Here is a 23,978-nt window from a genome sequence, read left to right as displayed (position 1 = left end):
GGGGTCAGGCGGACGCGGCCGCGCCCGTCGCGAGCCGCGGCCTGATCTCCGCGGCACGATCGCGCAGGTACAGGACGAACGACCCCGCCTCGTCCACGACGACGTCGTACTCGTCGAGGACCACGACCGTTGTCGTCCCCAGTTCGATCAGGGCGGGTCCGGAGACCTCGTCGCCGGGGGACATCCGCAGGCCCGCGTAGACGTCGGCCTCGACCATCTGACGGCGCAGCGGCGACCACATCGCGCGGCTGCCCGTGCGGGCGTCGCCGGAGCCGTCCGTGGCAAGCGCGCTGGAAGCGGCCTTGGGGGCCGCGCCCAGAGCGGTCAGCCTGACGTTGATCACCTCGATCGGCATGCCCTCGGAGCGGTAGCCGAACAGCTCGTCGTGCAGCGCGTGGAACGCCTCGGCGACGGCGTCGAGATCGGTTCCCGCGAGGACCGACTCGGGCAGCGGCACGTTGATCTCGAACCACTGGCCCTTGTAACGCATGTCGAGCGACGGGAGGAAGCCCACCGCCTCGTCGGCGACGCCCTCGTCGTGCAGGGTGCGCCTGCCCTCGGCGGCCATCTCGGTCCAGATCGCCGCGAGGCCGGTGCCGTCGAGCTCGGCGAGCCGGTGCTTGTGCGCCCTGACGTAGTCGTGCTTGAAGTCGCAGACCAGCATGCCCGCCGCGCAGAAGATCGACGACTCGCGCGGCACCACGAGGACCGGGATGTCGAGTTCACGGGCGATCGCCGCCGCGTGCACGGGTCCCGCGCCGCCCGCGACCACGATCGGGAAGTCGCGCGGGTCGAGGCCCCGGCGGACCGTGATCTCCCGGACGCCCGTCGCCATGGACACGTTGACGATGTCGTAGATGCCCGCCGCGGCGGTCACCACGTCGAGGCCGAGCGGGTCGGCCACGTCGCGCTTGATCGCCGCGCGCGCCGCCTCGACGTCCATGCCGACGCCCTCGTTGAACGCGGCGGGGTCGAGGTAGCCCAGGACGACGTCGGCGTCGGTCGTGGTCGGCCGGTCGCCGCCGCGCCCGTAGCACGCAGGGCCGGGCACCGCGCCCGCGCTCTGCGGGCCGACCCGCAGGATGCCGCCCTCGTCGACGGCGGCGATGCTGCCGCCGCCCGCGCCGATCGTGTGGATGTCGACCATCGGCAGCGCGATCCGCCAGCGGTCGATGATCCCGTCGGTCATGACGAGCGGACGGCCGTCCTTGACGACGGCGGCGTCGAAGCTCGTGCCGCCCATGTCCACGGTCAGGCACGAGTCCCAGCCGTGCGGGGCCACCTCCAGCAGGCCCGCCGTGGGGCCGGAGGCCGGGCCGGACAGCAGCGACAGCGCTGCCCTGCGGCGCAGCTCGGCCGGGGTCGCGACGCCGCCGTTCGACTGCATGATCAGCAGGATTCCGGCGAAACCGACCTCGTTCAGGGTCTCGGTCAGCACCCGCAGGTACGCGCTGATGATCGGGCCCGCGTAGGAGTTCAGGACGGCCGTGCTCGTCCTGTCGTAGTAGCGGGCCTGCGACAGCAGGTCGGCCGACGTCGTCACGTAGACGTCGGGGAGTTCCTCGGCCAGCACCTCGGCGGCACGCCGCTCGTGGTCGGGGTTGGCGTGCGAGTGCATGAAGCAGATCGCCACCGACTCCACGTCAGCGGCCTTCAGCTCGGCGGCGGCCTTGCGGACCCCTTCTACGTCGAGGGGGGTCAGCTCCTTGCCTGTGTGGTCCAGCCGTCCGGCGACCGGAAGCCGCAGATGCCGGGGCACCAACGGGACGGGCTGAGCCAGCCGGTTGTCATAGGCGTCCTCACGGGTGCCGTCACGCATCGCCAGGGCGTCGCGGAAGCCGTCGGTCGTAAGCAGGCCGGTCTTTGCGCCGTTACGGGTGAGCAGCGCGTTGGTCGTCACGGTGGTGCCGTGCACGATCGTCTCGACCTGCGCGAGGAACGCGTCGAGTGACTCGCCCCTGCGCTCGGCGACCTCGCGCAGCCCCTTGGTGACCGCGCGCGCCGGGTCCGACGGGATCGAACTCGTCTTGTGGATCAGCCGGGAGCCGTCGGACTCCACGACGAGGAAGTCGGTGAACGTGCCGCCCACGTCCACGCCCACGCGGATGCTCATGCCCGGCCCTCCTCGGCCCCGCGGAGCGCAGCGGTGCGCTCCTGATCAACCGTCCAGGTCGCGGCGTCCACCGCGACCCCGTAATGCGCCAGCGCGTTCTCCGCCGACAGCAGCCCGTCGCGCACCTCTGCGAGGACGAGCTCTGCGGGCCGCTCGAACGGGTCGCCGTAGCCCGCGCCGCCCCAGCTCTGCGCCCGCACCAGCGAGCCCGGCGGGAGCTCCACGAGCTCCTTGGAGCCCCAGATCCGCTCGGTGCCGTCCGGCAGCTCCACGACCATCTTGTTGACGCCCGCGTCGTGCCCGCCGAACAGGCCCTTGGCCGGAACCGGGTTCTCGGCCTCGACCGCCTCGCCGTTGGTCACGCCGATCTCGTGCTCGCCGTAGCAGCGCCACGCCGAGCGGGTGCCGAGGCCGCCACGCCAGCGGCCCGCGCCCGCCGAGTCCGGCAGGTACTCGTGGTACTCGAAGAAGTGCGGCGAGGACAGCTCGAACATCTCCGGGTCGGGAGAGCGCATCTGGCCCGCCGTGCCGGTGAAGCCGAGCGCGTCCCAGCCGTCGTGGCCGAGCATCGCGCCGGGCCCGTTGCGCTGGAAGACCGTGAGGATCACGAACGGGTCGCCCGTGCGGGGGTCGTCGCCGTGCAGGATCGAGGAGATGAACTTCGTCCACCCCGCCGTCACCCGGTCGGGCAGCGCGTCGGCGAGCGCGCTCATGACGCACTCGACGATCTCGTCGCACATCTGGTTGCCGAAGACCGTCGCGGCGGGGAAGCGCGGGTTGAACAGCGAGCCCTCGCGGAACACCGTGTGGACCGGCGCGAACAGGCCCTGGTTGGTCGGCACGACGACGCCGCCCGCCGCGACCAGCATCAGGAACGCGATCCGCACCGCGCCCGCCGCCGAGGCCGGAGGCATGTTGGTGAAGCCGGGGGCCTGGTCGTCGCTGGCGGAGAAGTCGAAGGTGATCTCCTCGCCCGCGATCGTGATGTCGCACGCGATCTTGTAACGCTTGGCGGTGTCGATGCCGTCGGAGACCATCTCGGTCTCGCCGTGGTAGACGCCGTCGGGCCAGCGCGCTATCTCCGCGCGCACCTGGCGCTCCGACGCGCTGAGCACGTACTCCATGTGGCGGTCGAAGACGTCGCGGCCGTACCTGTCGAGCACCTCGCCGAGCCGGCGCTTGCCGACCGTGCAGGCCCCGTACATGGACTTGACGTCCTCCATGACGTAGTCGAGGCGGATGTTGGCCGCGACGAAGTCCCAGACGTCCTTGCGGAGCCTGCCCGCCTCGTAGATCTTGACCGGCGGGATGCGCAGCGCCTCCTGCCACACCTCGCGCGCGGCGGGGTCGTACCCTCCGGCCGTCATCCCGCCGATGTCGGCGAGATGGCCCTTGGCCGCCGCCCACGCGACGAGCTCTCCGTCATGGAAGATCGGCACGTACACGCCGGTGTCGGCGTTCTGGTTGCCGCCGGTGTAGACGTCGTTGTGCATGATGACGTCACCGTCGGCGATGTCGTCGCCGTAGTAGTCGATGATGTACTCCAGCGGAGGCTGCGCGCCGAAGGCGATGATCGCGGCGAACTCCGCCTGGGCGAGGGCGCGGCCCTTGGCGTCGAACAGCACCGTCACCAGGTCGCCGATCTCGTTGAAGATCGGCGAGCGGGACGAGCGCATCAGCAGCGTGGCCATCTCCTTGGCGATGGCGTCGACGCGGCGCTGGAGCACTGAGGCGAGGATCGGGTCCACGCCGGTGGTCTGGCTCATGGTCACTCCTTCTCGCGCGTCACACGCGGTAGAGCTGGACGGGGTGCCGGGAGAGGGCCCTGCACGAGCCGTCCGCCACCACATAAGAATCGGACATATAGCCCATTACTTGGGACTCCTCCTCCCAGAGGGTCGGGTGCACGGCGAGGACGAGGCCGTCGGCGGTCTCGGTCACCGCGCCCGCGCTCCCGCTGTCCTGGACGACGTCGAGGCCCACCCAGGGCTCCTCGAGGACGTCGAGGCCCATGCCGTGGCCCGACCAGTACGACGACTTCGCGCCCTCGGCCTCCACGGCGGCGATCAGCTCGCGCTGCACGTCGCCCATCGACGTCCCGGGCCGCAGCGCCGCCCTCGCCGCCTCCATGCCCGCGCCGACCGCCCTGGCGATCCGCGCGACAGGCTCCGACGGCTCGGCGAACGTGATCATCCGGGAGAACTCCACCCAGTACCCGGCCGGGCCGACCAGCTCGTAGGAGAAGGTCAGGACGTCGTTCACACGCAGTTCGCGCTCGCGGGGAGCGCCGAACGTCGGCACGGGGCCCGCGGGCTCGCTGTCCACGTACATCGTGAGGAACAGCGGGTCCTCGCCGCCCAGCGCCGCCGCGATCTGGTACATCTCCGCGGCTATCGCCCGCTCGGTGAGGCCCGGACGGGCGATCTCCAGCAGCCGGTCGAAGCAGCGGTCGAGGATGTAGGCGCTCTCGCGTACCGCGCGCTGTTCTGCGGGACTCTTGATCGCGCGTACACGGTCGAACAACGCCTGGGCGTCCTCGATCCGCGCGCCCGGCAGGCCCTGGGTCAGCGCGAGGTAGTCCTCGACCTTCATGACCTGGCCCAGCCCGACGACGCCCACACGCGGCGTCTTGCCACGGCTGCCCAGGACCTCCACGAGGCCCTCGCCGAGGTTGTAGGGGTAGCGGTAGTCCGACACCCAGCCCGTGTGCGGGCGGCGGCCCGACGACAGGTTCTGCGGAAGTACGAGGACCGGCGCTTCCCCCGCGAACAGGACCGCGTACCCGTACCGGTGGGCGAGGTTGTAGTCCGCGAGGTAACGCAGGCTCCCCTTGTGGCCCCGGTAGTCCGCGCCCGCGAAGAGCAGCGCGTCGTACCCGGCCCGCTCCATCTCCCGGTGCAGGGCGCTCCAGCGGCGGTCGCGCTCGGCGAGCCCGCCCGTCTCGCCCTTGCCGCGCGCCTCGGCGACCTGCGGATGCGGCGCGAGGGTCTTGCAGTCGCGCTGCGGGGCCGCGGCCTTGACCTGCGGCTGAGGCTGCCGCTGCGGCGGCGCGGGAGCGCGCCGGACGGGCGGCACATGCGCGCGCGGCGCGGCGGGCGGCCGCGCGGCCCCGCCTGTCTGGTTTCCGAGAGGCACCCGGAAGACGCCTGCCATCTGTGTCCTTCTCTCTTTCCTGTGGCGGGCTACCGCCTGGCTCCAGCGCGCTAGCGCCCGCGGTAGGCGACCGCCTGGATCTCCAGCAGCAGGTGCGGATGCGGGAGCTGGTGGACCGCGACCGTCGTCCGGGTCGGGCCGTGCTCGTCGAAGTACTGCCCGTAGACCTCGTTGTAGCCGCCGAAGTCGTTCATGTTCACCAGGTACGTCGTCACCTGGACCAGGTCGGCAAGGTCCGCGCCGACCTCGCGCAGCAGCCTGCCGATCGCCTCGATCACGGCGCGGGTCTGGACCCGGATGTCGAGCGTCGTCGTGCCGAGCGCGTCGACCTCGGCCCCCACGATCGTGTTGTCGGCGGCCCGGCTGCTCGTGCCCGACACGTAGACGAAGTCCCCGACCACCTTGACGTGCGGGAACCTGCCACGCGGGACGGGAGCGCCCTCCACCAGGACCGCGCCTTGACGGTCGGTCATGCGGACACCCCTTCCGCGTTTGAGGGGGCCGTGTGCAAGGAGGCTTCGCCGAGACCTGCCACCTTGACCGTCACGCGGGTGCCCGTAGGCAGCGGGACGGCTTCCGTGGCCGCTCCGGCGAGGATCACGGTCCCGGCCTTGAGCGGGTGCCCATAGCGGGCCGCCAATGCGGGCAGCCTTCGCAGCGCCTCGAGCGGGTCGCCCAGGATCGCGCCCGTCGAGCCGGAGGCCACGACCTCGTCATCGAGCAGGAGCGCGACGTCGAGGGCGGCGAGGCCGTCGGGGATCGGGGACCACGGACCCACGGCGAAGCGGCACGCCGAGGTGTTGTCGGCGATGACGTCCGGGAGGCTGAACCTGAAGTTCGCGTACCGGGAGTCGATCACCTCAAGGGCGGGCGCCACCGCGCCGACCGCCGCGAGGAGCCCTTCCGGACCCTCCTTGGCGGCGTCCACGTCGCGGTCAAGGCGGAACGCCACCTCCGGCTCCACCCGGGGGTGGATAAGGCCGGACGTGAAGAGCTCTCCCCCGTCGGCGACCTCGTGGGCGTCGGTCAGGAAGCCGACGATGATCTCGTCGACGCCCATCTGCGCCATCTTGGCGAGGCTCGTGAACCCCAGCTTGACGCCCACGAGCCGCTCGCCCTGCGCGACGCGTGCGGCGAGCAGAGCCGACTGGACGGCATACGCGCCGTCCACGTCGAGGCCCTCCGGCCGCGAGACGGCGACGCCGTCACGCTCCGCTTTGGCGAGGACGCCCGCGAGCCCGTCCGTGGTGCCGGTCATGACGCCTCCTCGGCGCTCCAGGGCCCGGTCAGGCCCACGCAGACGTTCGTCGGCGAGGTGTAGAAGTGCAGCGAGTGCTCGCCGCCCTCCCGCCCGACGCCCGACAGCCCGAACCCGCCGAACGGCGACCTCAGGTCACGCAGGTACCAGGCGTTCACCCAGGCCATGCCCACGTCCATGCGCTGCGCCACCCGGTGGCCGCGGTCGAGATCGCTGGTCCACACCGCGGCGGCCAGGCCGTACTCGGTGTCGTTGGCCAGCGCGATCGCCTCCTCCTCCCCGTCGAAGGGGACGATTCCGGCGACCGGCCCGAAGACCTCCTCGCGCATGACGGCGGCGGCGTTGTCCAGACCCGTCCACAGGGTGGGCTCGATCCACGCACCCGCCGCGAGGTCGCCGTCGAGGGCGGGTGCTCCGCCGCCCGTCACGACCTTCGCGCCCTGCTCGACGGCCAGCGCCTGGTACGACATCACCTTGCGGCGGTGCGTCTGGGAGATCAGCGGGCCGAAGTTCGCCGCGGGGTCCTCCGGACGGCCCGGACGCAGCCGCTCGGCGGCCTCCACGAGGCCGGAGACGACCTCGTCGTACACGCCGCGCTGCACGTACACCCGCTCGGTGCACAGGCACACCTGGCCGGTGTTGGTGAACACCGACCGGCTCAGGCCCTCGATCGTACGGTCGAGGTCGCAGTCGTCGAACACCAGCGCGGCGTTCTTGCCGCCGAGCTCGAACGAGACGGGGCGGACCCGCGGCGCGACCGCCTTCATGATCGCCGAACCCGTCCGGGACTCGCCGGTGAAGGTGACGCCGTCGATGCCCGCGTGGCTGGTCAGCAGCTCGCCGGCCGAACCCGCGCCGAAACCGTGCACGAGGTTGAACACGCCGTCCGGCGCACCGGCCTCGGCGATGATCTCCGCGAGGACCGTCGCCGAAGAGGGGGTCTCCTCTGACGGCTTCACCACGACCGCGTTGCCGCAGGCGAGCGCGGGGGCCACCTTCCACGTCAGCAACAGCAGCGGAAGGTTCCACGGCACGATCACCGCCACCACGCCGAGCGGCTTGCGGACGGCGTAGTTCAGCGCCCTGCCGCCGTCGGGGGTGTCGGTGAGGAACGCGTCGAGTCCCTTGGCCGAGATCGTGTCGGCGAAGGAGCGGAAGTTCTGCGCCGCGCGAGCGACGTCGAGCCTTCTGGCCAGCTCCACCGGCTTGCCTGTGTCGCCCACCTCGGCGGCGAGCAGGTCCTCGAACCTCGCCTCGATACCGTCGGCGATCCTGCGCAGCAGCGCCGCGCGATCGGCCACCGAGCTCGTTCCCCAGCGGCCGTTGAGCGCGCGCCGGGCGGCGGCCACCGCGGCGTCCACGATGACCGCGTCGGCCTCGTGCACCACCGCGACCGTGGTCCCGTCGACCGGGCTCGTCTTGTCGAAGGTGCGGCCGCTCTCGACGAACCGCCCTCCGACGTGGTTGCGCAGGACAGTCACGGCACGTCCGCCTCGGGGATCTCGTCCGCCCCGGCCACCAGCGCCACCACCGCGAGGTCGATCCCCGCGTGGTCGGCTCCGACGGCCTTCTGCGCGGCCTCGTCAGCGGCCAGGAGCACGAGGCTCGGGGCGGCGACGTGCACGAGGTCCACGGCGACGAGGACGTCTTGCGTGCCCTCCGGACGGACCGTCACGAGGCGCTGCTTGTCGAGGCCCGCCACCGAGCGCTCGTTCCACACCCGGCCGGTCACCCGTGCCAGGATCACGACGCGCCGCCGGAGAGCACCTCGCGGGTGCCGTTGTCCAGCAGGGCCGCGGAGACCTCGTCGGGCCTGGGGTACAGCTGCGCCGACCGCAGCTCGCCGTACTGCCGCACAGCAGCCGCGCCCGAGTCCAGCGCCTGGCGGACCGCGGCGATGCCGCCCTTGACGGCGGCGGAGAAGTAGCCCGAGCCGATCCGCTCGATGCTCACGGTCTGCACGTCGGCGGTCTTCATCATCGCCTCGATGCCCGCCATGAGGGCGACGATCCCGCGGGTCTCGATCAGACCGATCGCGTTCTGTGAGGGTGCCATCAGCTTGCTCCTAGCCGTCGTCAGCCGTCGATGAGGGAGGGGTTCGCCGCCACCGCGGCCACCGGGACGCTCGGCGACGCGAAGATCACCGAGTTGACCTTGCTGCCGGAGACCGCCTTGGCGGCGGCGACGCCGACCTCGGCGGCCTCCTCGACCGTCGCGAGGTCGCCGCTCAGCGAGACCGCAACGACGCCTCCGCCGAGCCGCATCGTGCCCTCCACGGTGACCTCGGTGGCCTTCACCATCGCGTCGACGGCGTCGAAGATGGCCACCATCCCGTCGGCCTCGATGAACGCAACTGCCTTACTCATCCCCTGCGCCTTCCCGGCGGTCCAGGACGGCCACCCGCCCACCCCGCCTACCTGTGGTGCGCTGAAACCTAGCCCCGGCCCACCCCCCGCCCACCCCCCACGTCCGGCACCACCGGACACCACCCACACGGGCAAATCCGACGTGTCCGAAACCGGAGTTGTTACCTAACCGAATAGCGAGGAGGGAGTCACTTCAGGTGCCGTTCTCGTCACCCTGGGGTGCATTGCGACGCGCCGAATCGGTCGGGTGGAGTGACGGAAAGCGATGCGGGTGTGACCTGTGTGAGAGGCGGGTGGTCAGTGATGTGGGTGGCGGATGAGCAGGGTGGCGTGGACCTCTTCGGGGGTGGCCGTGGCGTAGAGGTGCGGGGTGTCGGAGGTCCAGGACAGATGGGAGCCGGCGGGGATCACGAGGGGGGCGTCGGGCGGGCCGACCAGCGCGGTGCCCTGGAAGACCGTCAGGTACTCGGTGACGCCCGAGGGGTGGGCCGGGGAGATCTGGCGGCGGCCCGGCCTGATGCGCAGGCGGTACAGCTCGGTCGTCCAGGAGCCGTCATGGAAGGTCTCGAGCAGTTCGCCGGAGACCGCCTCGCCGTGCAGCGGCGGCATCGCCGGGCGCGCGGCCGGGTCGGGCAGGAGCGCGCCGAGCGGCACGCCGAGCTGTGCGGTGATCGCGTAGAGGGTCTCGACCGTCGGGTTGCGGGTGCCCGCCTCGAGCGCCGAGAGTGTCGCCTTGCCGACTCTCGCGCGCTGCGCGAGCTCCGAGAGCGAGATCCCGCGCGCGGTGCGCAGGTCGCGGATACGGCGGCCTATCCCCGCGGCGAAGGCCGCGCCGGCCGAGGAAGGGTCGGTCACGGCTCAAGGATGCCACTGTTCCGTTTACGGAACACGCCTCCTACACTGTTCCGTAAACGGAACGGAGGGTGGGCCATGCGGTTTCTGCAGCCGGTGATGGCGGGGATCGTCGCGCCCGTCGTGGGGTTCGCGAGCTCGTTCGCGGTGGTGCTCGCCGGGCTGCGCGCGGTCGGCGCGGACGAACGCCAGGCCGCCTCCGGCCTGCTGATCCTCTGCGTCACGATGGGGATCGTCGCGATCGGGCTCGGCCTGCGCTACCGGATGCCGATCAGCACAGCCTGGTCCACGCCGGGCGCGGCGCTGCTCGCCACCTCGGGCGCCGGCGGCGTCGGCTACCGGGAGGCGCTCGGCGCGTTCGCCGTGACGGGCTGCCTGATCGTGCTCGCGGGACTGTCGAAGGGACTCGGGCGGATGATCGCGCGGATCCCTGTGCCGCTCGCGTCGGCGATGCTCGCCGGGGTGCTGCTGCCGCTGTGCCTCGCGCCGGTGCACGCCGTCGCGGAGCTGCCGCGCGCGGCGGTCCCGATCGTGCTGACCTGGCTCGTGCTCGGCCGCTTCGCCGTGACCAAGCGCTGGGCGGTCCCCGCGGCGCTCGCGGTGAGCGTCGTCGCGGTGCTGCTGCTGCGCGAGCCCGGCCAGGCGTCGTCAGGGCTGCTGCCGGTGCTGACCTGGGAGGTGCCCGCGCTGTCCGCGCAGGCCCTGGTCGGGGTGGCGCTGCCGCTGTTCGTGGTGACGATGGCGTCGCAGAACCTGCCGGGCATGGGCGTGCTCGCCGCCAACGGCTACCGGCCGGACCTGCGTCCGATCCTCGTCTCGACGGGCACGGCGACGGCCGTGGGCGCACCGTTCGGCGGCCACGCCGTCAACCTCGCCGCCATCACCGCGCAGCTCGCTGCGGGCCCCGACGCGCATCCCGACCCGGACCGCCGCTGGATCGCCTCGGTCACCAGCGGCGTGGTGTACCTCTTCCTCGGCCTGGCCTCCGGCGTGGCGGTCTCCCTCATCGCCACCTCACCCCCGCTCCTCATCGAAACCGTCGCGGGCCTGGCCCTGCTCGCCTCCCTCGCCTCAGCCCTGCACGCCTCGGTCCTGTCCCCCACCTCACGCGACGCCGCGGTCATCACCTTCGCCGTCACCGCCTCCGGCATCACCCTCCTGGGCATCGGCGCCCCCTTCTGGGGTCTCCTGTCCGGCCTCACCTACACCCTCCTCACCCGCCCCGCCAAAACCCCACCCACCCCACCCCCGCCCGCCACCCCCGACGCACCGACAGAACTCTCCCCCAAGCCAGAGCACCCACTACCTCGCGCATTACGGGCGACCCGACGCAGCACCTCCGTCACGCGTCCCGGGCGACACTCCGGGATTGTCGGGAGACGGGGGTTTGGGAGGGGTGGGTTTTAGGGTTGAGGGTTTATGAGTGGGTTCCTGGGGCCGTGGGCGGCAGTTGACGTGGAGACGTCGGGGATCGACCGCAACAGGCACCGTGTGCTTTCGCTGGCGGTCATCGTGCTCGACGGCGAAGGGGCTCCGGTCGAGGAGTACTCGACGCTGTTGAACCCCGGGTGCGACCCCGGGCCGGTGCATGTGCACGGGCTTACGCGGGAGAAGTTGGCGGGCGCGCCGCGGTTCGAGGAGGTCGCGGAGCGAACTGCGGAGCTTTTGTCGGGGAAAGTGATGGTCGCGCATAATGCGCAGTTCGACCACGGGTTTCTCAGCCGTGAATTCGGGGCGATAGGGAGGGAGATGCCGGTCGAGCGCACGCTGTGCACGCTGCGGCTGAACCGGAAGCTGCGGCCGCCCACCGCGGACTTCAAGCTCGGCACCCTCGCCGCGCACTACGGCGTCGAGCAGCGGCAGGCGCACGACGCGCTCGACGACGCGCGCGTGCTCGCGGGGATCCTGCGCGGCTCGCTCGCGGAGGCGAAGGCGCGCGGGATCGAGCCGCCGATCCTGACGGGCAACCAGATGTGGCGCGGCGGGTTCCCGCCGAGCGTGCCCAAGCAGCGCTGCCCCTACGAGAGCCCAGGCCGCTGGCGCGACGGCCAGCCCCTCGTCCAGGGCATGAAGGTCGCCTTCACCGGCGAGACGCGCGTGTCACGCGACGTGCTGATCGCGCGCTCGGCCGCCGCGGGCCTCAACGTCATGAACAACGTGAGCCGCTACACGAGCCTCATCGTCGCCAACAACCCGCGCTCGACCTCCACGAAGGCCCTGCGCGCCCGCACCCAGGGCGTCCCCTTCATTGACGAACCCACCTTCCTCGCCCTCCTCACCACAATCCACCCCGGCCAACTCCAGACCCCCTGACCCTCCCGCCGAGCGGCAGCGCGAAAGCGGGGGCAACGCCTGCTCCCGGCCGCCTACCGAGCAGTTAGGGACTGGGGCCGACGCCTGCCCCGCCCGCCCAGCGGCAGTTAGGGACTGGGGTCGACGCTCGACCGTCCCCGGCCGTTAGGGGTTGGGGGTGAGGAGGGGGGTGGGGTCGTCGGCGTAGAGGTGGATCGTTGAGGCGTGGGCTCGTGCGCCCAGGGGGCGGGTGACCTCGATGGGGGCGGTGAGGGTGAGGACGACGTTCGTCTGGGACGCGACGGCCACGGTCAGGGTCGCGTCGGAGACTGTGACGCCGTCGGGGGCGTCGTAGACGCGGGACAGGCGGACGTCGGCGATCTGGGCGCGCGGGACGCGCAGGTCGAAGAACGCGCCCTGCCGAACGCGTACATGGTCGGAGGTGACGACGTGCGGACGTGTCGCGTAGGACGCCGCGACGATGACGGCGGCGACCACTGCCCACGCGTGCAGGGCGAGGGAGATCGCGCTCGCCGTGGGCGAGACGTCCATCCCCCGGATCAGCGCCTCGACGGCGACGGTCTCCACGACGATCGAGAAGAGCACGACGTAGAAGACTGCGCTCCCGCCCGAGGCGTACGGGACCGGCAGCGCGCCGCGCGGCACGCCGTGCTTCCTGCGGGCGAGCCACAGGCCGAGGCTGACGGTTCCCTTCACGTCGAACCCCAGCGCGCGCCGCGCCTTCTCAGGCACAAACCGATTCCAGATCTCCGCAACTCCCCGCACCGCGTCCATACACCCATCAGAACCCACGCACCGGGCAACACGTCAAGCACCCCAGCGAACCCCCGGAAACCCGGGCGATCGCGGCAGGTCCGTTCGGGGTGGGATGCGTGCGGTGTGTGGCGGGGGCTTAGTGGGAGGGGGTTCGCGTTAGGGAGCGGTGGCCGACCGCGGTCAGGGAGACGGGGCGGAGTTCGGCCGTAATGGCGGGAGGGCGGAGGAGTCCGGGCGGAGAGCGACGGGGAGGGGGGTCGGCGGGGGAAGCAGGCGGAGCGGGTCGGAACGTTGCGGGTTTTGGCTGGTGGGGGTGGGTGGGGTGGGGACCGCGGGGGTCGGGGGGAGGTCCGGGGGACGGGTGGGGTGGGTGGGGAGCCGGGGGGAACGCGTCGGGTGACACAAATGCGAAGGGTGTCGGGGGCTTCGGGGGGCGGGGTCGTCACGCGGGGTAAAAGTCGGGCCCTAACCCGGCGCGCGCACAATGACCTATCGCGTTACGGTTCATCGGGTTGACCCGGAAGCGTGCGCGGGGGTCGAATAGCGCCGATTCCCCCGTGGTGCACGGGGACGGGGACTTGTGGGGCCGAGGATGAGCGGGAACTGGCGACTCGACGGATACGACGAGCAGGGCGAGCTTGGCGCGGGCCAGCAGGGGCGCGTCGTCCTCGCCCGGCGCGCGGGATCCGACGACTTCGTCGCCATCAAGTACATGGACGCCGGGCACGCCATGCCCGAGGACGCCGACGAGCGCACGCTGCTGCGGCACGAGGCCCGCATGCTCGTCGAGGTGAGCGACGAGCACGTCGCGCGCCTCTACGACGTCGTGGAGAGCCCGCACGGCGTCGCGATGGTGATGGAGGCGGTCGACGGCGTCGCGCTGAAGGTGATCCTCGCCGAGCACGGGGCGCTGCCGCCCGAGGCCGCGCTCGTGGTGCTGCGCGGCTCGCTCCTCGGCCTGGAGGCCGCGCACGCGGCGGGGGTCGTCCACCGCGACTACAAGCCGGCGAACGTCATCGTGCGCCAGGACGGCGTCAGCAAGCTCATCGACTTCGGCATCGCCACCCACGCCGGACGCAGGTCGCTGGCGGGCACGCCCGCGTACATGGCCCCGGAGCAGTGGCGCGGTGACGAGGCGCTGCCCCCGACCGACGTGTACGCCGCGACCGTCACGTTCTTCGAGTGCGTGACGGGACGCCGCCCGTTCGCCGGGCCGAACCGGCTCGCGCTGATGGACCAGCACCTGAACGCCTACCCGCCGCTGTACGAGCTGCCCGAGGGGCTGCGGCCGCTTGTCGCGCACGGGCTCGCCAAGGGCGTCTACGAACGGCCGCCGAGCGCCGCCGCGTTCCTCGCCGAACTTGAGGCCGCGGCGCTCGGGGCGTACGGGAAGGATTGGCGCAAACGCGGCGCGCTGCTGCTCGGCGGCGTCGCCGCGACGTTCGCCGGGCTGTTCCCGCTCGCGCTCACCGGGCTCGCGGGCGGCACCGCCACCAGCGCGCTCGTCGCGGGGGGCGCGGGCGGCGGCACGTCGGTCGGCTCGACGGCGTTCAGCACGGTCGGGGCGGGGGTGCGCGGCGGCGTCAAGGCGCTGATGGGCGGCGGCGGCAAGGCCATCGCGATCGCGAGCGTCGCGGCGGTCGCGGCGGCGGCGACCGTGGTCGTCGTGCTCGCCACCGACGGCGACCCCGTGCCGAACGCGCAGCCGACCCAGGACGTCGTGACGTTCGTGCCCGCCGCGCCGTCCGCCGAGCCGGGCGGCGACCCGACGCCGTCGCCCTCCGACCCACCCTCATCCGAGCCGCCCGCCCCGGCCGGCGGCCCGGCCCAGGTGCCGACCCCCGCGCCCGGCCCCTCCGCCCCCGCCCCGGGAAACCCCGACCCGGGGAACCCGAACCCGGGCGATCCGGACCCCGGCGACCCCGACCTGGTGGACCCCGACCCCGACCCTGTCGACCCTGGCCCCGCAGCTCCCGGCCCCGGTCCCGCAGGCCCCGGCCCGGCCGGACCCGGTCCCGGACCCGTTGACCCCGGCCCCGTCGATCCGGGCCCGGTAGACCCGGGACCCGTTGATCCGGGCCCCGTCGATCCCGGTCCTGGACCCGTGGATCCCGGGCCCGTCGACCCCGGCACGGGACCCGGGCCGGTCGATCCCGGGCCCGGGGAGCCTGAGCCCGTGGAGTGCGCCGTGGTGGCGCTGCCCGGGTTCGCCTTCGGGGAGGTCGGGGTCGGGCAGGTGGAGACGACGACGGTCACGTTCCCGTGGCGTGACTGCTACGCCGGGGACCCCACGGCACCGTCGGTGACGCTCAAGGACGCCTCGCCCGCCTACAGCGTTACCGCCGTGGAGTGCCCGACGGAAGGCGGCGACTGCACGGCGACCGTAAGGTTCGCGCCCGCGACGCTCGGGGAGCACACCGCGACCCTTGTGGTCGCCGCCGACGACGGCTCCGACGGCCTCACCTTCGCGCTCTCCGGAAGCGCCTCCTTCACCTGCCAGCCTTACACCGCCAGTTACCGGCTCGGTTCGGTCGCGCAGGGCGGCGGAGAGAGGACCGTCGGCATCCGCTACCCGTGGCTGCCGTGTGACAACGAGGAGGGGCTGACCGTCGAGGGCGACCCCGGCTTCTCCGCGCGGTTCGGCGAGTGCGAGCCGAACGACCAGGGCGCGTACTGCACGATCTACGTGACGTTCACCGCGACGAAGGAGACGAGGGTCGGCACGCACACCGCGACCGTCGTCATCCCCGACGACGCGGGCCGTTCCGAGACCGTCAGGATCGCGGTCTCGGTGCAGGTGACGGCGGCGTCCAACGGCGGCGGCACCTCCGACGGCGAGGTCGTCAAGGCCCCGGCCCCGACGGACCCGTCCGACGGCACGCCCACGACGGACCCCGTCCCCGACCAGTCCCCCAAGGGCTCCGACGCGCCCGCCCCGCCGCCCCAGGAACCCAAGCCAGAACCGACGAAGCCGCAGCCCACCCAGACCGCAGAAACCGACCTCGAACCCACCCAGATCGTGGTGAACCAGACCGCCCCCGACGTCCCGGATGAGGAGCCGGAGCCGACCCCCGAGCCGCAGCCCGAGCCCCAGTCCACGCCGCCCGCCACTCCCCCGGCGAAGCCGACCTCGCCCGAGCCCCAGCCGTCCACGTCGACGTCCGAGGGCTGACCGCGACCCCCGGGCCGCCCCCGCGCAGCGTCGCGCGCGGGCGGCTCGGTAGCTTGGCCGGGAGTGATGGGTGAATCGGAAGGGTGTGGACGCGTTGGGTGAGCCTGTGGTGCTTGTGGAGGTCGAGCGGGGGGTCGCGGTCGTCACGCTGAACCGGCCGCAGCAGCTCAACGCGATGACGTACGAGATGTCGACGGCTTACGCCCAGGCGTTGCGCGCGGCCGACGCCGACCCCGACGTCCGCGCGATCGTGGTCACCGGCGCGGGGCGCGGTTTCTGCGCGGGCGCGGACCTCGCGGTGCTCGAACAGGGCGCTGAGGCGATCCGTTCGTTCCTGCCGCCCGCCGAGGACATGCCGAGGCTCGCCTTCGCCCTCTCCAAGCCGGTCGTAGCGGCGATCAACGGGCACGCGGTAGGCATCGGCTTCGCTTACGCCCTGGGCAGCGACGTGAGGTTCGCCGCGAAGGGCGCGAAGCTGGCTACCGCGTTCTCCCGGCTCGGACTCGTCGCCGAGTACGGGTTGTCGTACCAGTTGCCGCGCTTGATCGGGCTCGCGCACGCAACGGACCTGCTGCTGTCCGGCCGTACGATCGACGCCGCCGAGGCGCTCTCACTCGGCCTGGTGAACCGGGTCGTCGAGCCCGAGGAGCTGCTCCCGGCCGCGATCGCGTACGCCGCCGACATGGCGGAGAACTGCGCGCCGTCGTCCCTCGCGACGATCAAGCGGCAGGTCTACGGCGACCTCGACCGCGCCGAGCCCGAGGCCCTTGCCCTGACGCTCGACCTGATGAACGCCTCGTTCGGCGGCCCGGATCTCGCCGAGGCGCTGCGCGCGCGGGGCGAGAAGCGCAAACCCGTCTTCACGCCCCCTCCGGCGCGTCCCTAGCGCGCTGGGGCCCGGCCCCCGTCATCATGCCTCCGACCGGTCGACTGACCTACGGGGGGTTGTATGAGACAGGGGCTGAAGTGCCTGGTCGCGGCGGCGGCCGCGGGAACGCTCGGCGTGACGGTCGCGCCCGCGGCGGCGGCCGACCACCGCCGCCCGGTGCGCGAGGTGGAGATCGTGCGGGAGCTCGGCGAGTACGTCGTGCCGCACAAGCTCGAGGTCGACGGGACCACGTTCGGCGGTATCTCCGGGTTCGACCGCGACCCGGTGTCGGGAAGGTGGTACTTCATCTCCGACGACCGGGGCCGTTACGGTTCGGCCAGGTTCTACGTAGGGCGGCTGACGTTCGATCCGCGTAGCGGAGTCTTCCAAGGCGTCGAGTTGACGGCGGCGCGTACGTTCCACCGTCCCGACGGTTCGGCTTATCCGGAGTTCGGCCTCCCGTACTCGGTGGACCCTGAGTCGCTCAGGTTCGACCCGTGGTCGCGCAGGCTGCTGTGGTCGAGTGAGGGCGACCGTCCGGACAAGGCGAACCCGACGGTCCCCGTCGCGCAGATGTCGCTGCGCTGGGCCGACACCAAGGGCACCGAGACGGGCAGGCTGCGGCTGCCGAGGACGCTGCGGATGACCGACGGGGACTCGGGTCCGCGCCGCAACTTCGGCATCGAGGGGCTCGCGACGACCCGCCGCCACATCGTCGCCGCGGTCGAGGGCCCGCGTTACGAGGACGGCGCGCCTCCGACGGTCCAGCGCGGCGCGCCCGCGCGGATCACCGTGTGGAGCAGGGCGACGGGCCGTCCGGTCGGGCAGTACGTGTACCCGCTCGACCGGCTGCCGCAGGCCCCGAGCCCCGCCGACGGCCTGAGCGACACTGGCGTCTCGGAGCTGCTCGCGGTGTCCAGGACGCGGTTCCTTGCGCTGGAGCGTACGTGGCTGGAGGGGGTCGGCTACAAGGCGCGGATCTACGAGTTCGATCTGTCGGCCGCCTCCAACGTGCTCGACCGCATCGACCTCAAGCGGCCGCATACGCCGGTGTCCAAGCGGCTCGTGTACGAGTTCAAGGGGAACGTCGAGAACTTCGAGGGCCTGGCGTGGGGGCCGAAGCTGGCGACGGGCGAGTGCAGCCTAGTCGCGGGCTCCGACGACAACTTCTACGCGCCCGAGCGGACGGTGTTCGTCGCGCTCGCGGTGAAGGGCTGCCCGCGCACCCTCGACTGACACGCCCGGGAACCGACAGAATGGAAACACTGTTTCCCATCTGAAGGTCTCCCCCATGCGCTATGTGATCATCGGTTGCGGCAACGTCGGCATGGAGCTGGCCCGGCGGTGGACCGCCGCCGGGCACTCCGTCGTCGGGACCACCACCACCGAGGCGAGAGTGCCCGAGCTCGCGCCGGTGTGCTCGGACGTCGCGGTGCTGCGCGGCAGCGACAGACCGGCCGTCGAGCGCGCCGTGCAGGGCGCGGACGCGGTCGTCCTCACCGTGAGCCCGCGCCTCTCCCGCTCGTTCGACGCCGCCCAGCGGGTCGCCGAGTACGCCGACACCCTCACCGCGAGCGCCGCGACGGCCGCGGCGGTCCACCCGCGCGTGGTGTTCACGAGTTCGGTGTCGGTCTACGGCGCGGGCACCGGCGACGTCGTCACCGAGGACACCCCCGTGACCTCCGACGACGACGCGTCCCCGCGCGAGTTCGCCAACGGCGAGCAGGCCGTCCTGGCGACCCCCGGCGGCACGGCGGTCCGCATCCCCGACGTGTTCGGCCACCCCCGCGACATCGACTACCCGAGCCGGGTCAAGATGGCCCACGAGATGCTCGGCGGCAGCGTCCCGTTCTCGGCGGCCTCGCTGCTGTACCGGATCGACTACCGCGACGCCGCGGCCGCGCTCGCCTTCGTCGTGGAGAACGGCCTGACCGGCCTGTACAACGCGGTTCCCGACGCCGTCGTCCCGCCGACGAACGAGGCGGCCTTCGGCGCGATCTGCGCCGAGCACGGCTGGCCGGCGCTGTCGTTCCGCGGCGAGATCAGGACCCCGGAGATGCCGGTTTCGTCGGCGAAGCTACGCGCCGCCGGGTTCGTCTTCACCCACGGGTGAGGGCGCGGCCCACGAGCCGCCCGAAGGCCATCGCGGGGGTGAGGCACATCCCGGAGCAGAACGCGTTGCCGTTCACCGCGGCCGATCCGATGACCTCACCCACCGCGTACAGCCCCTCGATGACGCTCCCGTCCTCCCGCCTCACCCGGGAGTCTTCGTCGACGTCCACGCCGGCGAAGGTGATGAGCGTTACCGGGTGGTTCTCGATCGCGTAGAAGGGCGGCTGAAGGATGGGGGCCGGTAGGTGGGTGCGTCCGAAGTCCGGGTCCTTGCCTTCGGCTACGAAGCCGTTGTAGCGGGCTATACCGGCGACGAGCCCTTGGGGGTCGATGCCCGCGCGCAGGGCGAGGGCGTCAAGGGTGTCGGCCTTGTGGACGCCCCGGCGGACGCCGCACTGGGCGTCGAGCTCGTCGGGGGTCCAGCCGTGGACCATGGGCCTTGACACCGCGAGCGCCGAGGAGTCGAAGACCATCCAGAACGTCATCCTGTCGATCCCGGTGAGCGCGCGTTCCTTGCGGTCGATGCTCGGGTCGTCCTCGGCCACCCAGCGCGCTCCGTGCCGGTCGACGTAGACCTCCCACGGCGGCCGCTCGGGCGCGACGAGCTGGGGCCGGTGGATCCAATCGACGCGCGGGTCGCCGGGTTCCGGGGGAAGTCCGCCGAAGGTCGGGATGTACTTGCCGAGCCCCTGGAGGCCCGCGCCGATCCCGCGTGCCATCTCCAGGCCGTCGCCGGTGGAGGTGGGCGCGGCCGACGTCGTCAGCGGCGCGCCCTCAAGCGCGCTGAACAGCTCGGGGTGGTGGCCGAACCCTCCGGTGGCCAGGACGACCGCTGACGCCTCAAGCGCCGCGCCGTCCTCGGTGACGACCCCCACGACGACGCCGTCGCGCACGAGCAGCTCGCGCACCGGCGTCCCGCACCTGACCTCGACCGCGCCGCTCGCCGTGTGCGGGGCGAGCAGCAGCCGCAGCACCCGCAGGATCTCCGGGCCGCCCGGCGTCTCGGGCGCGTGGACCGTGCGCGGCGTCCGGTACTGCTCGTGGCCGTGCACGATCCTCGGCGTCTCGGGGTCGAGCCGCAGGCCCGCGTCGAGCAGCCACTCCAGGACGGCGGGCTGCTCGCGCAGGGACAGCAGGGTCAGGTCCTCCCGGCCGAGGCCGCGGCTGATCCGCCGCACGTCGGCCCAGTGCGCGGCGACGTCGTCGGTTATGCCCTTTTCGCGCTGCGCGGAGAACCCTCCGGCCGACAGGTGGCCGCCGGAGTACGGGAGCGCGCCGCCGACGTCGTCGGCCTTGTCGAGCAGCATGACGCGCGCGCCGCCCTCGGCCGCCGCCACCGCGCAGGCGATTCCCGCGGGACCCGCACCGACCACGATCACGTCCACGACGCCGCCCCTCTACCGCCCAGCATGTTCCACCAGTGCAGACAGTGTTTCCCTTTTATCGGGCGCGGGTCAAGAACCGCCCTCGCCTCGGCGGATCACACCAACGCGGGGGATTTGGACCGAGACAGAGCTGGATTTCCCGACAAGCTGTGAGGTTGGCGTAACAAGCGTGAATCACGGGGGGACATCCGGCGCAACAGCGCATCCTTAACGTCAGGCCGAGTCGCCGCAACACCCCCCTTGATCGGAGCCATCAGTGACGTATGACCTCGACCGCCGCACACTGCTGCGCGGCGGCCTGTTCGCCACCGGCCTCTTCGCCGCCGCCCCGCTGCTCGCCGCCTGCGGCGACGACGAGGAACCGGCCGACGACGCCACCGCGGCGGCCGGCGCGATCGGCGCCGGAAGCCTGCGCTTCTCCTGGGTGAAGAACGTGGAGTTCGCCGGGGCCTACATCGCCGACACCAACGGCTACTACAAGGAGGAGGGGTTCACCAGCTTCGAGCTGATCGGCGGCGGCCCCACCGCGACCCCCGCCGAGACCGACGTCGTCACCGGCAAGGCCCTCATCGGCATCAGCGCCCCCGACACCGCCGCGGCGGCGATCCTCAAGGGCGCGCCGATCAAGATCATCGGTGCGGAGTTCCAGAAGAACCCCTTCTGCATCCTGTCGATGGCCGACAACCCCATCAAGACCGCGGCCGACCTCAAGGGCAAGAAGATCGGCGTCCAGGCGACGAACGAGGCAATCTGGGCCGCGTTCCTCAAGGCCAACAACATCGACCCGTCCGAGGTCGAGAAGGTGCCCGTCCAGTTCGACCCGATGCCGCTGACCACCGGCACCGTCGACGGCTGGATGTCGTTCATCACCAACGAGCCCAACGCGCTGCGCATGAAGGGCTTCAAGGTCGAGACGATGATGTTCGCCGACAACAACTACCCGCTCGTCAGCGAGGTCTACGTCGTCAAGACCGAGACGATCGAGAAGCGCCGCGCCACCCTGAAGGCGTTCATCCGCGCCCAGGCCAAGGGGTGGAAGGAGAACCTGAAGGACCCCTCGCTCGGCGCGAAGCTCGCGGTCGAGAAGTACGGCAAGGACCTCGGCCTCGACCTCGAGGAGCAGATCCTCGAGTCCAAGGACGAGAACACCCTCATCCTCAACGACGACACCAAGAAGAACGGCCTGTTCACCATCACGCCCGAGCTGATCGAGCAGAACATCGCCACGCTGAAGTTCGCCGGGCTCGAGATCACCGCCGAGCAGCTCTTCGACATGTCGATCGTCGAAGAGGTCTACAAGGAAGACCCCTCTCTTGTCTGACGGCATCACCCTCACCGGCCTGGTGAAGGAGTTCAAGCTGGGCCGCAGGTCCGTCACCGCCCTCAAGGGCGTGGACCTGCGGACCCCGCAGGGCGCCTTCCTGTCACTCCTCGGCCCCTCCGGCTGCGGCAAGTCGACGGTCCTGCGCATCCTCGCGGGCCTCGAGAAGCCGACGTCCGGGGAGGCCCTGCTGCACGGGGAGGCTCCTTCGGTCGCGCGCGGCAACCACCACCTGGGGATCGCGTTCCAGGACTCGGCGCTGCTGCCCTGGCGTTCGGTGACGGCCAACATCCGGCTGCCGCTCGAGGTCGCCGGGATCAAGCCCGCCAAGAACCAGCTGGCCGACCTGATCAAGCTCGTCGGCCTTGAGGGGTTCGAGAAGGCACGGCCCGCGCAGCTGTCGGGCGGCATGCGCCAGCGCGTGGCGATAGCGCGCGCGCTTGTCGTGGAGCCTCAGGTGCTGCTGCTCGACGAGCCCTTCGGCGCGCTCGACGACATGACAAGGCAGCGGCTCAACCTCGAACTCCAGCGGATCTGGACCGAGCGGGCCGTCACGACCCTCCTGGTCACGCACAGCATCTCCGAGGCGGTCTTCCTCAGCGACGTCGTCGCCGTCATGAGCCCGCGGCCCGGAACCGTCACCGCCGAGGTGCCGATCGAGCTGCCGCGCCCGCGCACCCCCGACGTCATGCGCACGCCGGAGTTCCACGCCTACCAGGACAAGCTCTCCGAGCTCCTGTTCGGCCCCGGGACGCACGAGTGAGGGCGTCCGGCAAGAAGCGGTTCACCATACCGAAGTGGGCGGCCGGGCTCTCCGGGCTCGTCGCCCTCGTCGCGGCCTGGCAGATCGCGTCCCTGACCGTCCCCGGCGACGCCGTCCCGACGCCCTGGGGCACCGCCAAGGCCCTCGCCGACGACGGGTGGAGCTTCTACTGGCCGCACCTCGAAGGGACCGGGTGGGAGGCCCTGCGCGGCTTCCTGTGGGGCAACGCCATCGCCTTCGCCCTCGCCCTGCTGGTGATCCTCGTCCCGTGGACCGAGCGGGTCATCACCCAGATCGGCGTCGCGTCCTACTGCCTGCCCGTCATCGCCGTCGGCCCGATCCTCACGATCGTGCTCGAAGGCGACTCGCCGATGGTGGCGATGGCCGCGCTCCAGGTGCTGTTCACCACGCTCATCGGCGTCCTGGCCGGACTGCGCGCCGCCGACAAGGCGAGCCTCGACCTCGTCAGCGCCTACGGCGGCGGCAGATGGATGCAGCTGGTCAAGGTGCGGCTCATCGCGGCGCTGCCGTCGAGCTTCGCGGCGCTGAAGATCGCCGCGCCGTCGGCGGTGCTCGGCGCGATCATCGGCGAGTTCCTCGGCCGCGTCGACCAGGGCCTCGGCCTGGCGATGGTCGTCGCACAGACCCAGCTGGCCACCGAGCGGACCTGGGGCGTCGCCATCGTCGCCGGCGCGCTCGCCGGGCTCGGCTACGCGATCGTCGCCCTCGTCGCCAGGCTCGCCATGCCGTGGGAGCGTGCGTCGTGATCCTGAAGAGAACCGCGGGCACCCTGCTGTCCATCACCGTGTCGCTCGTGCTCGTCGTGGTCGCCTGGCTCGTGTTCATCCGCCAGTTCGACATGAACCCGATGGTCGTGCGCGGCCCCGACGACGTCTGGGCGTACCTGTTCACCGCCGAGAACGCCGCGGCCAACCGCGCGCTTGTGTGGGACGACCTCTCGATCACGCTCATCGACGCGGGGCTCGGCCTCGTCGTCGGGCTCGTGGCCGCCTCGGTCATCGCGATCGCGTTCGTGCTGTCCACCGCCGCCGAGCAGGCGTTCATGCCGATCGCCATGATCATGCGCAGTGTGCCGCTCGTCGCGATGACGCCAGTGCTCACGCTCGTCTTCGGCAGGGAACTGACCGCGACGACCGTCATCGTGGGGATCGTCGTTTTCTTCCCCGCCCTGGTGAACATGGTGCTCGGACTGCGCTCGGCCTCCCCCCAGGCCGTCGACCTCGTCCACGCCTACGGCGGCGGCACCCGGACCGCGATGCGCAAGGTGCTCATCCCGTCCGCGCTGCCCGCCTTCTTCACCTCCGCGCGCATCTCCGCGCCCGGCGCGATCATCGGCGCGCTCCTGGCCGAATGGCTCGCCACCGGCAAGGGCATCGGCTACCGCATGCTGCAGGACGTCAGCACCTTCGAGTCCGACAACCTGTGGACGAGCGTCGTCGTCATCACCCTGGTCTCCCTCGCCGTCTACTCGGTGATCAGCGTGATCGAGAACGTCGTCCTCTCCCGTTTCGGCCGTAACCCCTGA

22 protein-coding genes are annotated in these 23,978 nt (G+C 71.7%); 10 read left to right on the top strand and 12 right to left on the bottom strand.

Annotation, left to right across the window (positions count from 1 at the left end):
* Positions 1-4 precede the first annotated feature (4 nt).
* The 10 genes from R9X44_RS23530 to R9X44_RS23485 form a co-directional block, all read right to left on the bottom strand.
* The gene (locus R9X44_RS23530; RefSeq protein WP_319816425.1) at positions 5-2,113 is read right to left on the bottom strand and encodes a hydantoinase/oxoprolinase family protein; all 2,109 of its coding nucleotides are present in this window, start codon (positions 2,111-2,113) and stop codon (positions 5-7) included.
* Complete coding sequence (locus R9X44_RS23525) at positions 2,110-3,879, bottom strand: hydantoinase B/oxoprolinase family protein (RefSeq protein WP_319816424.1); 1,770 nt, start codon at positions 3,877-3,879, stop codon at positions 2,110-2,112. The genes R9X44_RS23530 and R9X44_RS23525 overlap by 4 nt, the downstream gene beginning before the upstream one ends.
* Positions 3,880-3,898: 19 nt before the next feature.
* Positions 3,899-5,266: a M24 family metallopeptidase gene (locus R9X44_RS23520; RefSeq protein ID WP_319816423.1), complete on the bottom strand. Its 1,368-nt coding sequence runs from the start codon at positions 5,264-5,266 to the stop codon at positions 3,899-3,901.
* A gap of 50 nt (positions 5,267-5,316) precedes the next feature.
* Complete coding sequence (locus tag R9X44_RS23515) at positions 5,317-5,739, bottom strand: RidA family protein (RefSeq protein WP_319816422.1); 423 nt, start codon at positions 5,737-5,739, stop codon at positions 5,317-5,319.
* Complete coding sequence (locus tag R9X44_RS23510) at positions 5,736-6,524, bottom strand: 2-keto-4-pentenoate hydratase (RefSeq protein WP_319816421.1); 789 nt, start codon at positions 6,522-6,524, stop codon at positions 5,736-5,738. Before R9X44_RS23510 ends, R9X44_RS23515 begins: the two co-directional genes overlap by 4 nt.
* Entirely contained in the window at positions 6,521-8,005 is a 1,485-nt protein-coding gene (locus tag R9X44_RS23505; protein ID WP_319816420.1) for a 2-hydroxymuconic semialdehyde dehydrogenase, read from the bottom strand. The genes R9X44_RS23510 and R9X44_RS23505 overlap by 4 nt, the downstream gene beginning before the upstream one ends.
* Complete coding sequence (locus tag R9X44_RS23500) at positions 8,002-8,256, bottom strand: EutN/CcmL family microcompartment protein (protein ID WP_319816419.1); 255 nt, start codon at positions 8,254-8,256, stop codon at positions 8,002-8,004. Before R9X44_RS23500 ends, R9X44_RS23505 begins: the two co-directional genes overlap by 4 nt.
* 11 nt (positions 8,257-8,267) lie before the next feature.
* The gene (locus R9X44_RS23495; RefSeq protein WP_319816418.1) at positions 8,268-8,579 is read right to left on the bottom strand and encodes a BMC domain-containing protein; all 312 of its coding nucleotides are present in this window, start codon (positions 8,577-8,579) and stop codon (positions 8,268-8,270) included.
* 20 nt (positions 8,580-8,599) lie between these two features.
* Entirely contained in the window at positions 8,600-8,890 is a 291-nt protein-coding gene (locus tag R9X44_RS23490; RefSeq protein ID WP_319816417.1) for a BMC domain-containing protein, read from the bottom strand.
* Between the two features lie 297 nt (positions 8,891-9,187).
* The gene (locus R9X44_RS23485; protein WP_319816416.1) at positions 9,188-9,745 is read right to left on the bottom strand and encodes a helix-turn-helix domain-containing protein; all 558 of its coding nucleotides are present in this window, start codon (positions 9,743-9,745) and stop codon (positions 9,188-9,190) included.
* Between the two features lie 75 nt (positions 9,746-9,820).
* On the opposite strand from R9X44_RS23485, the gene R9X44_RS23480 reads away from it, so the two are divergent.
* Positions 9,821-11,149 (top strand): benzoate/H(+) symporter BenE family transporter, encoded by a 1,329-nt coding sequence (locus R9X44_RS23480; protein ID WP_319816415.1) that lies wholly within the window; start codon positions 9,821-9,823, stop codon positions 11,147-11,149.
* 12 nt (positions 11,150-11,161) lie between these two features.
* Complete coding sequence (locus R9X44_RS23475) at positions 11,162-12,055, top strand: exonuclease domain-containing protein (protein ID WP_319816414.1); 894 nt, start codon at positions 11,162-11,164, stop codon at positions 12,053-12,055.
* Between the two features lie 144 nt (positions 12,056-12,199).
* Here the strand turns inward: R9X44_RS23475 and R9X44_RS23470 are convergent, their stop codons facing one another.
* Positions 12,200-12,787, bottom strand: coding sequence for a hypothetical protein (locus R9X44_RS23470; protein WP_319816413.1), 588 nt, complete (start codon positions 12,785-12,787; stop codon positions 12,200-12,202).
* A gap of 616 nt (positions 12,788-13,403) precedes the next feature.
* Here R9X44_RS23470 and R9X44_RS23465 point away from each other — a divergent pair.
* The 4 genes from R9X44_RS23465 to R9X44_RS23450 all read left to right on the top strand — a co-directional run bounded on the left by R9X44_RS23465 (position 13,404) and on the right by R9X44_RS23450 (position 18,964).
* Positions 13,404-15,983: a serine/threonine-protein kinase gene (locus R9X44_RS23465; protein WP_319816412.1), complete on the top strand. Its 2,580-nt coding sequence runs from the start codon at positions 13,404-13,406 to the stop codon at positions 15,981-15,983.
* Between the two features lie 94 nt (positions 15,984-16,077).
* On the top strand, positions 16,078-16,869 hold the full coding sequence (locus tag R9X44_RS23460; RefSeq protein ID WP_319816411.1) for an enoyl-CoA hydratase-related protein: 792 nt from the start codon (positions 16,078-16,080) through the stop codon (positions 16,867-16,869).
* A gap of 63 nt (positions 16,870-16,932) precedes the next feature.
* On the top strand, positions 16,933-18,087 hold the full coding sequence (locus R9X44_RS23455; protein WP_319816410.1) for an esterase-like activity of phytase family protein: 1,155 nt from the start codon (positions 16,933-16,935) through the stop codon (positions 18,085-18,087).
* A gap of 55 nt (positions 18,088-18,142) precedes the next feature.
* Positions 18,143-18,964 (top strand): NAD(P)-binding domain-containing protein, encoded by an 822-nt coding sequence (locus R9X44_RS23450; protein WP_319816409.1) that lies wholly within the window; start codon positions 18,143-18,145, stop codon positions 18,962-18,964.
* Here the strand turns inward: R9X44_RS23450 and R9X44_RS23445 are convergent.
* Positions 18,951-20,348, bottom strand: coding sequence for an FAD-dependent oxidoreductase (locus R9X44_RS23445; protein ID WP_319816408.1), 1,398 nt, complete (start codon positions 20,346-20,348; stop codon positions 18,951-18,953). The two genes, R9X44_RS23450 and R9X44_RS23445, sit on opposite strands and share 14 nt — an antisense overlap.
* Before the next feature lie 256 nt (positions 20,349-20,604).
* Between R9X44_RS23445 and R9X44_RS23440 the strand changes: the two genes are divergently transcribed.
* Genes R9X44_RS23440 through R9X44_RS23425 form a run of 4 tightly spaced genes read left to right on the top strand, consistent with a single transcriptional unit; the run spans position 20,605 to position 23,978 of the window.
* A complete protein-coding gene (locus R9X44_RS23440) occupies positions 20,605-21,669 on the top strand; it encodes an ABC transporter substrate-binding protein (protein WP_319816407.1) in 1,065 nt (354 codons plus the stop codon).
* A complete protein-coding gene (locus R9X44_RS23435) occupies positions 21,662-22,432 on the top strand; it encodes an ABC transporter ATP-binding protein (RefSeq protein ID WP_319816406.1) in 771 nt (256 codons plus the stop codon). The genes R9X44_RS23440 and R9X44_RS23435 overlap by 8 nt, the downstream gene beginning before the upstream one ends.
* Entirely contained in the window at positions 22,429-23,199 is a 771-nt protein-coding gene (locus R9X44_RS23430; RefSeq protein WP_319816405.1) for an ABC transporter permease, read from the top strand. The genes R9X44_RS23435 and R9X44_RS23430 overlap by 4 nt, the downstream gene beginning before the upstream one ends.
* Complete coding sequence (locus R9X44_RS23425; protein WP_319816404.1) at positions 23,196-23,978, top strand: ABC transporter permease; 783 nt, start codon at positions 23,196-23,198, stop codon at positions 23,976-23,978. The genes R9X44_RS23430 and R9X44_RS23425 overlap by 4 nt, the downstream gene beginning before the upstream one ends.

The sequence above is a fragment of the Actinocorallia sp. A-T 12471 genome (assembly GCF_033875155.1).
GTDB lineage: Bacteria > Actinomycetota > Actinomycetes > Streptosporangiales > Streptosporangiaceae > Actinocorallia.
Note: the sequence above shows the minus strand (reverse complement) of the source record. Positions and strands in the feature narration are given on the sequence as shown.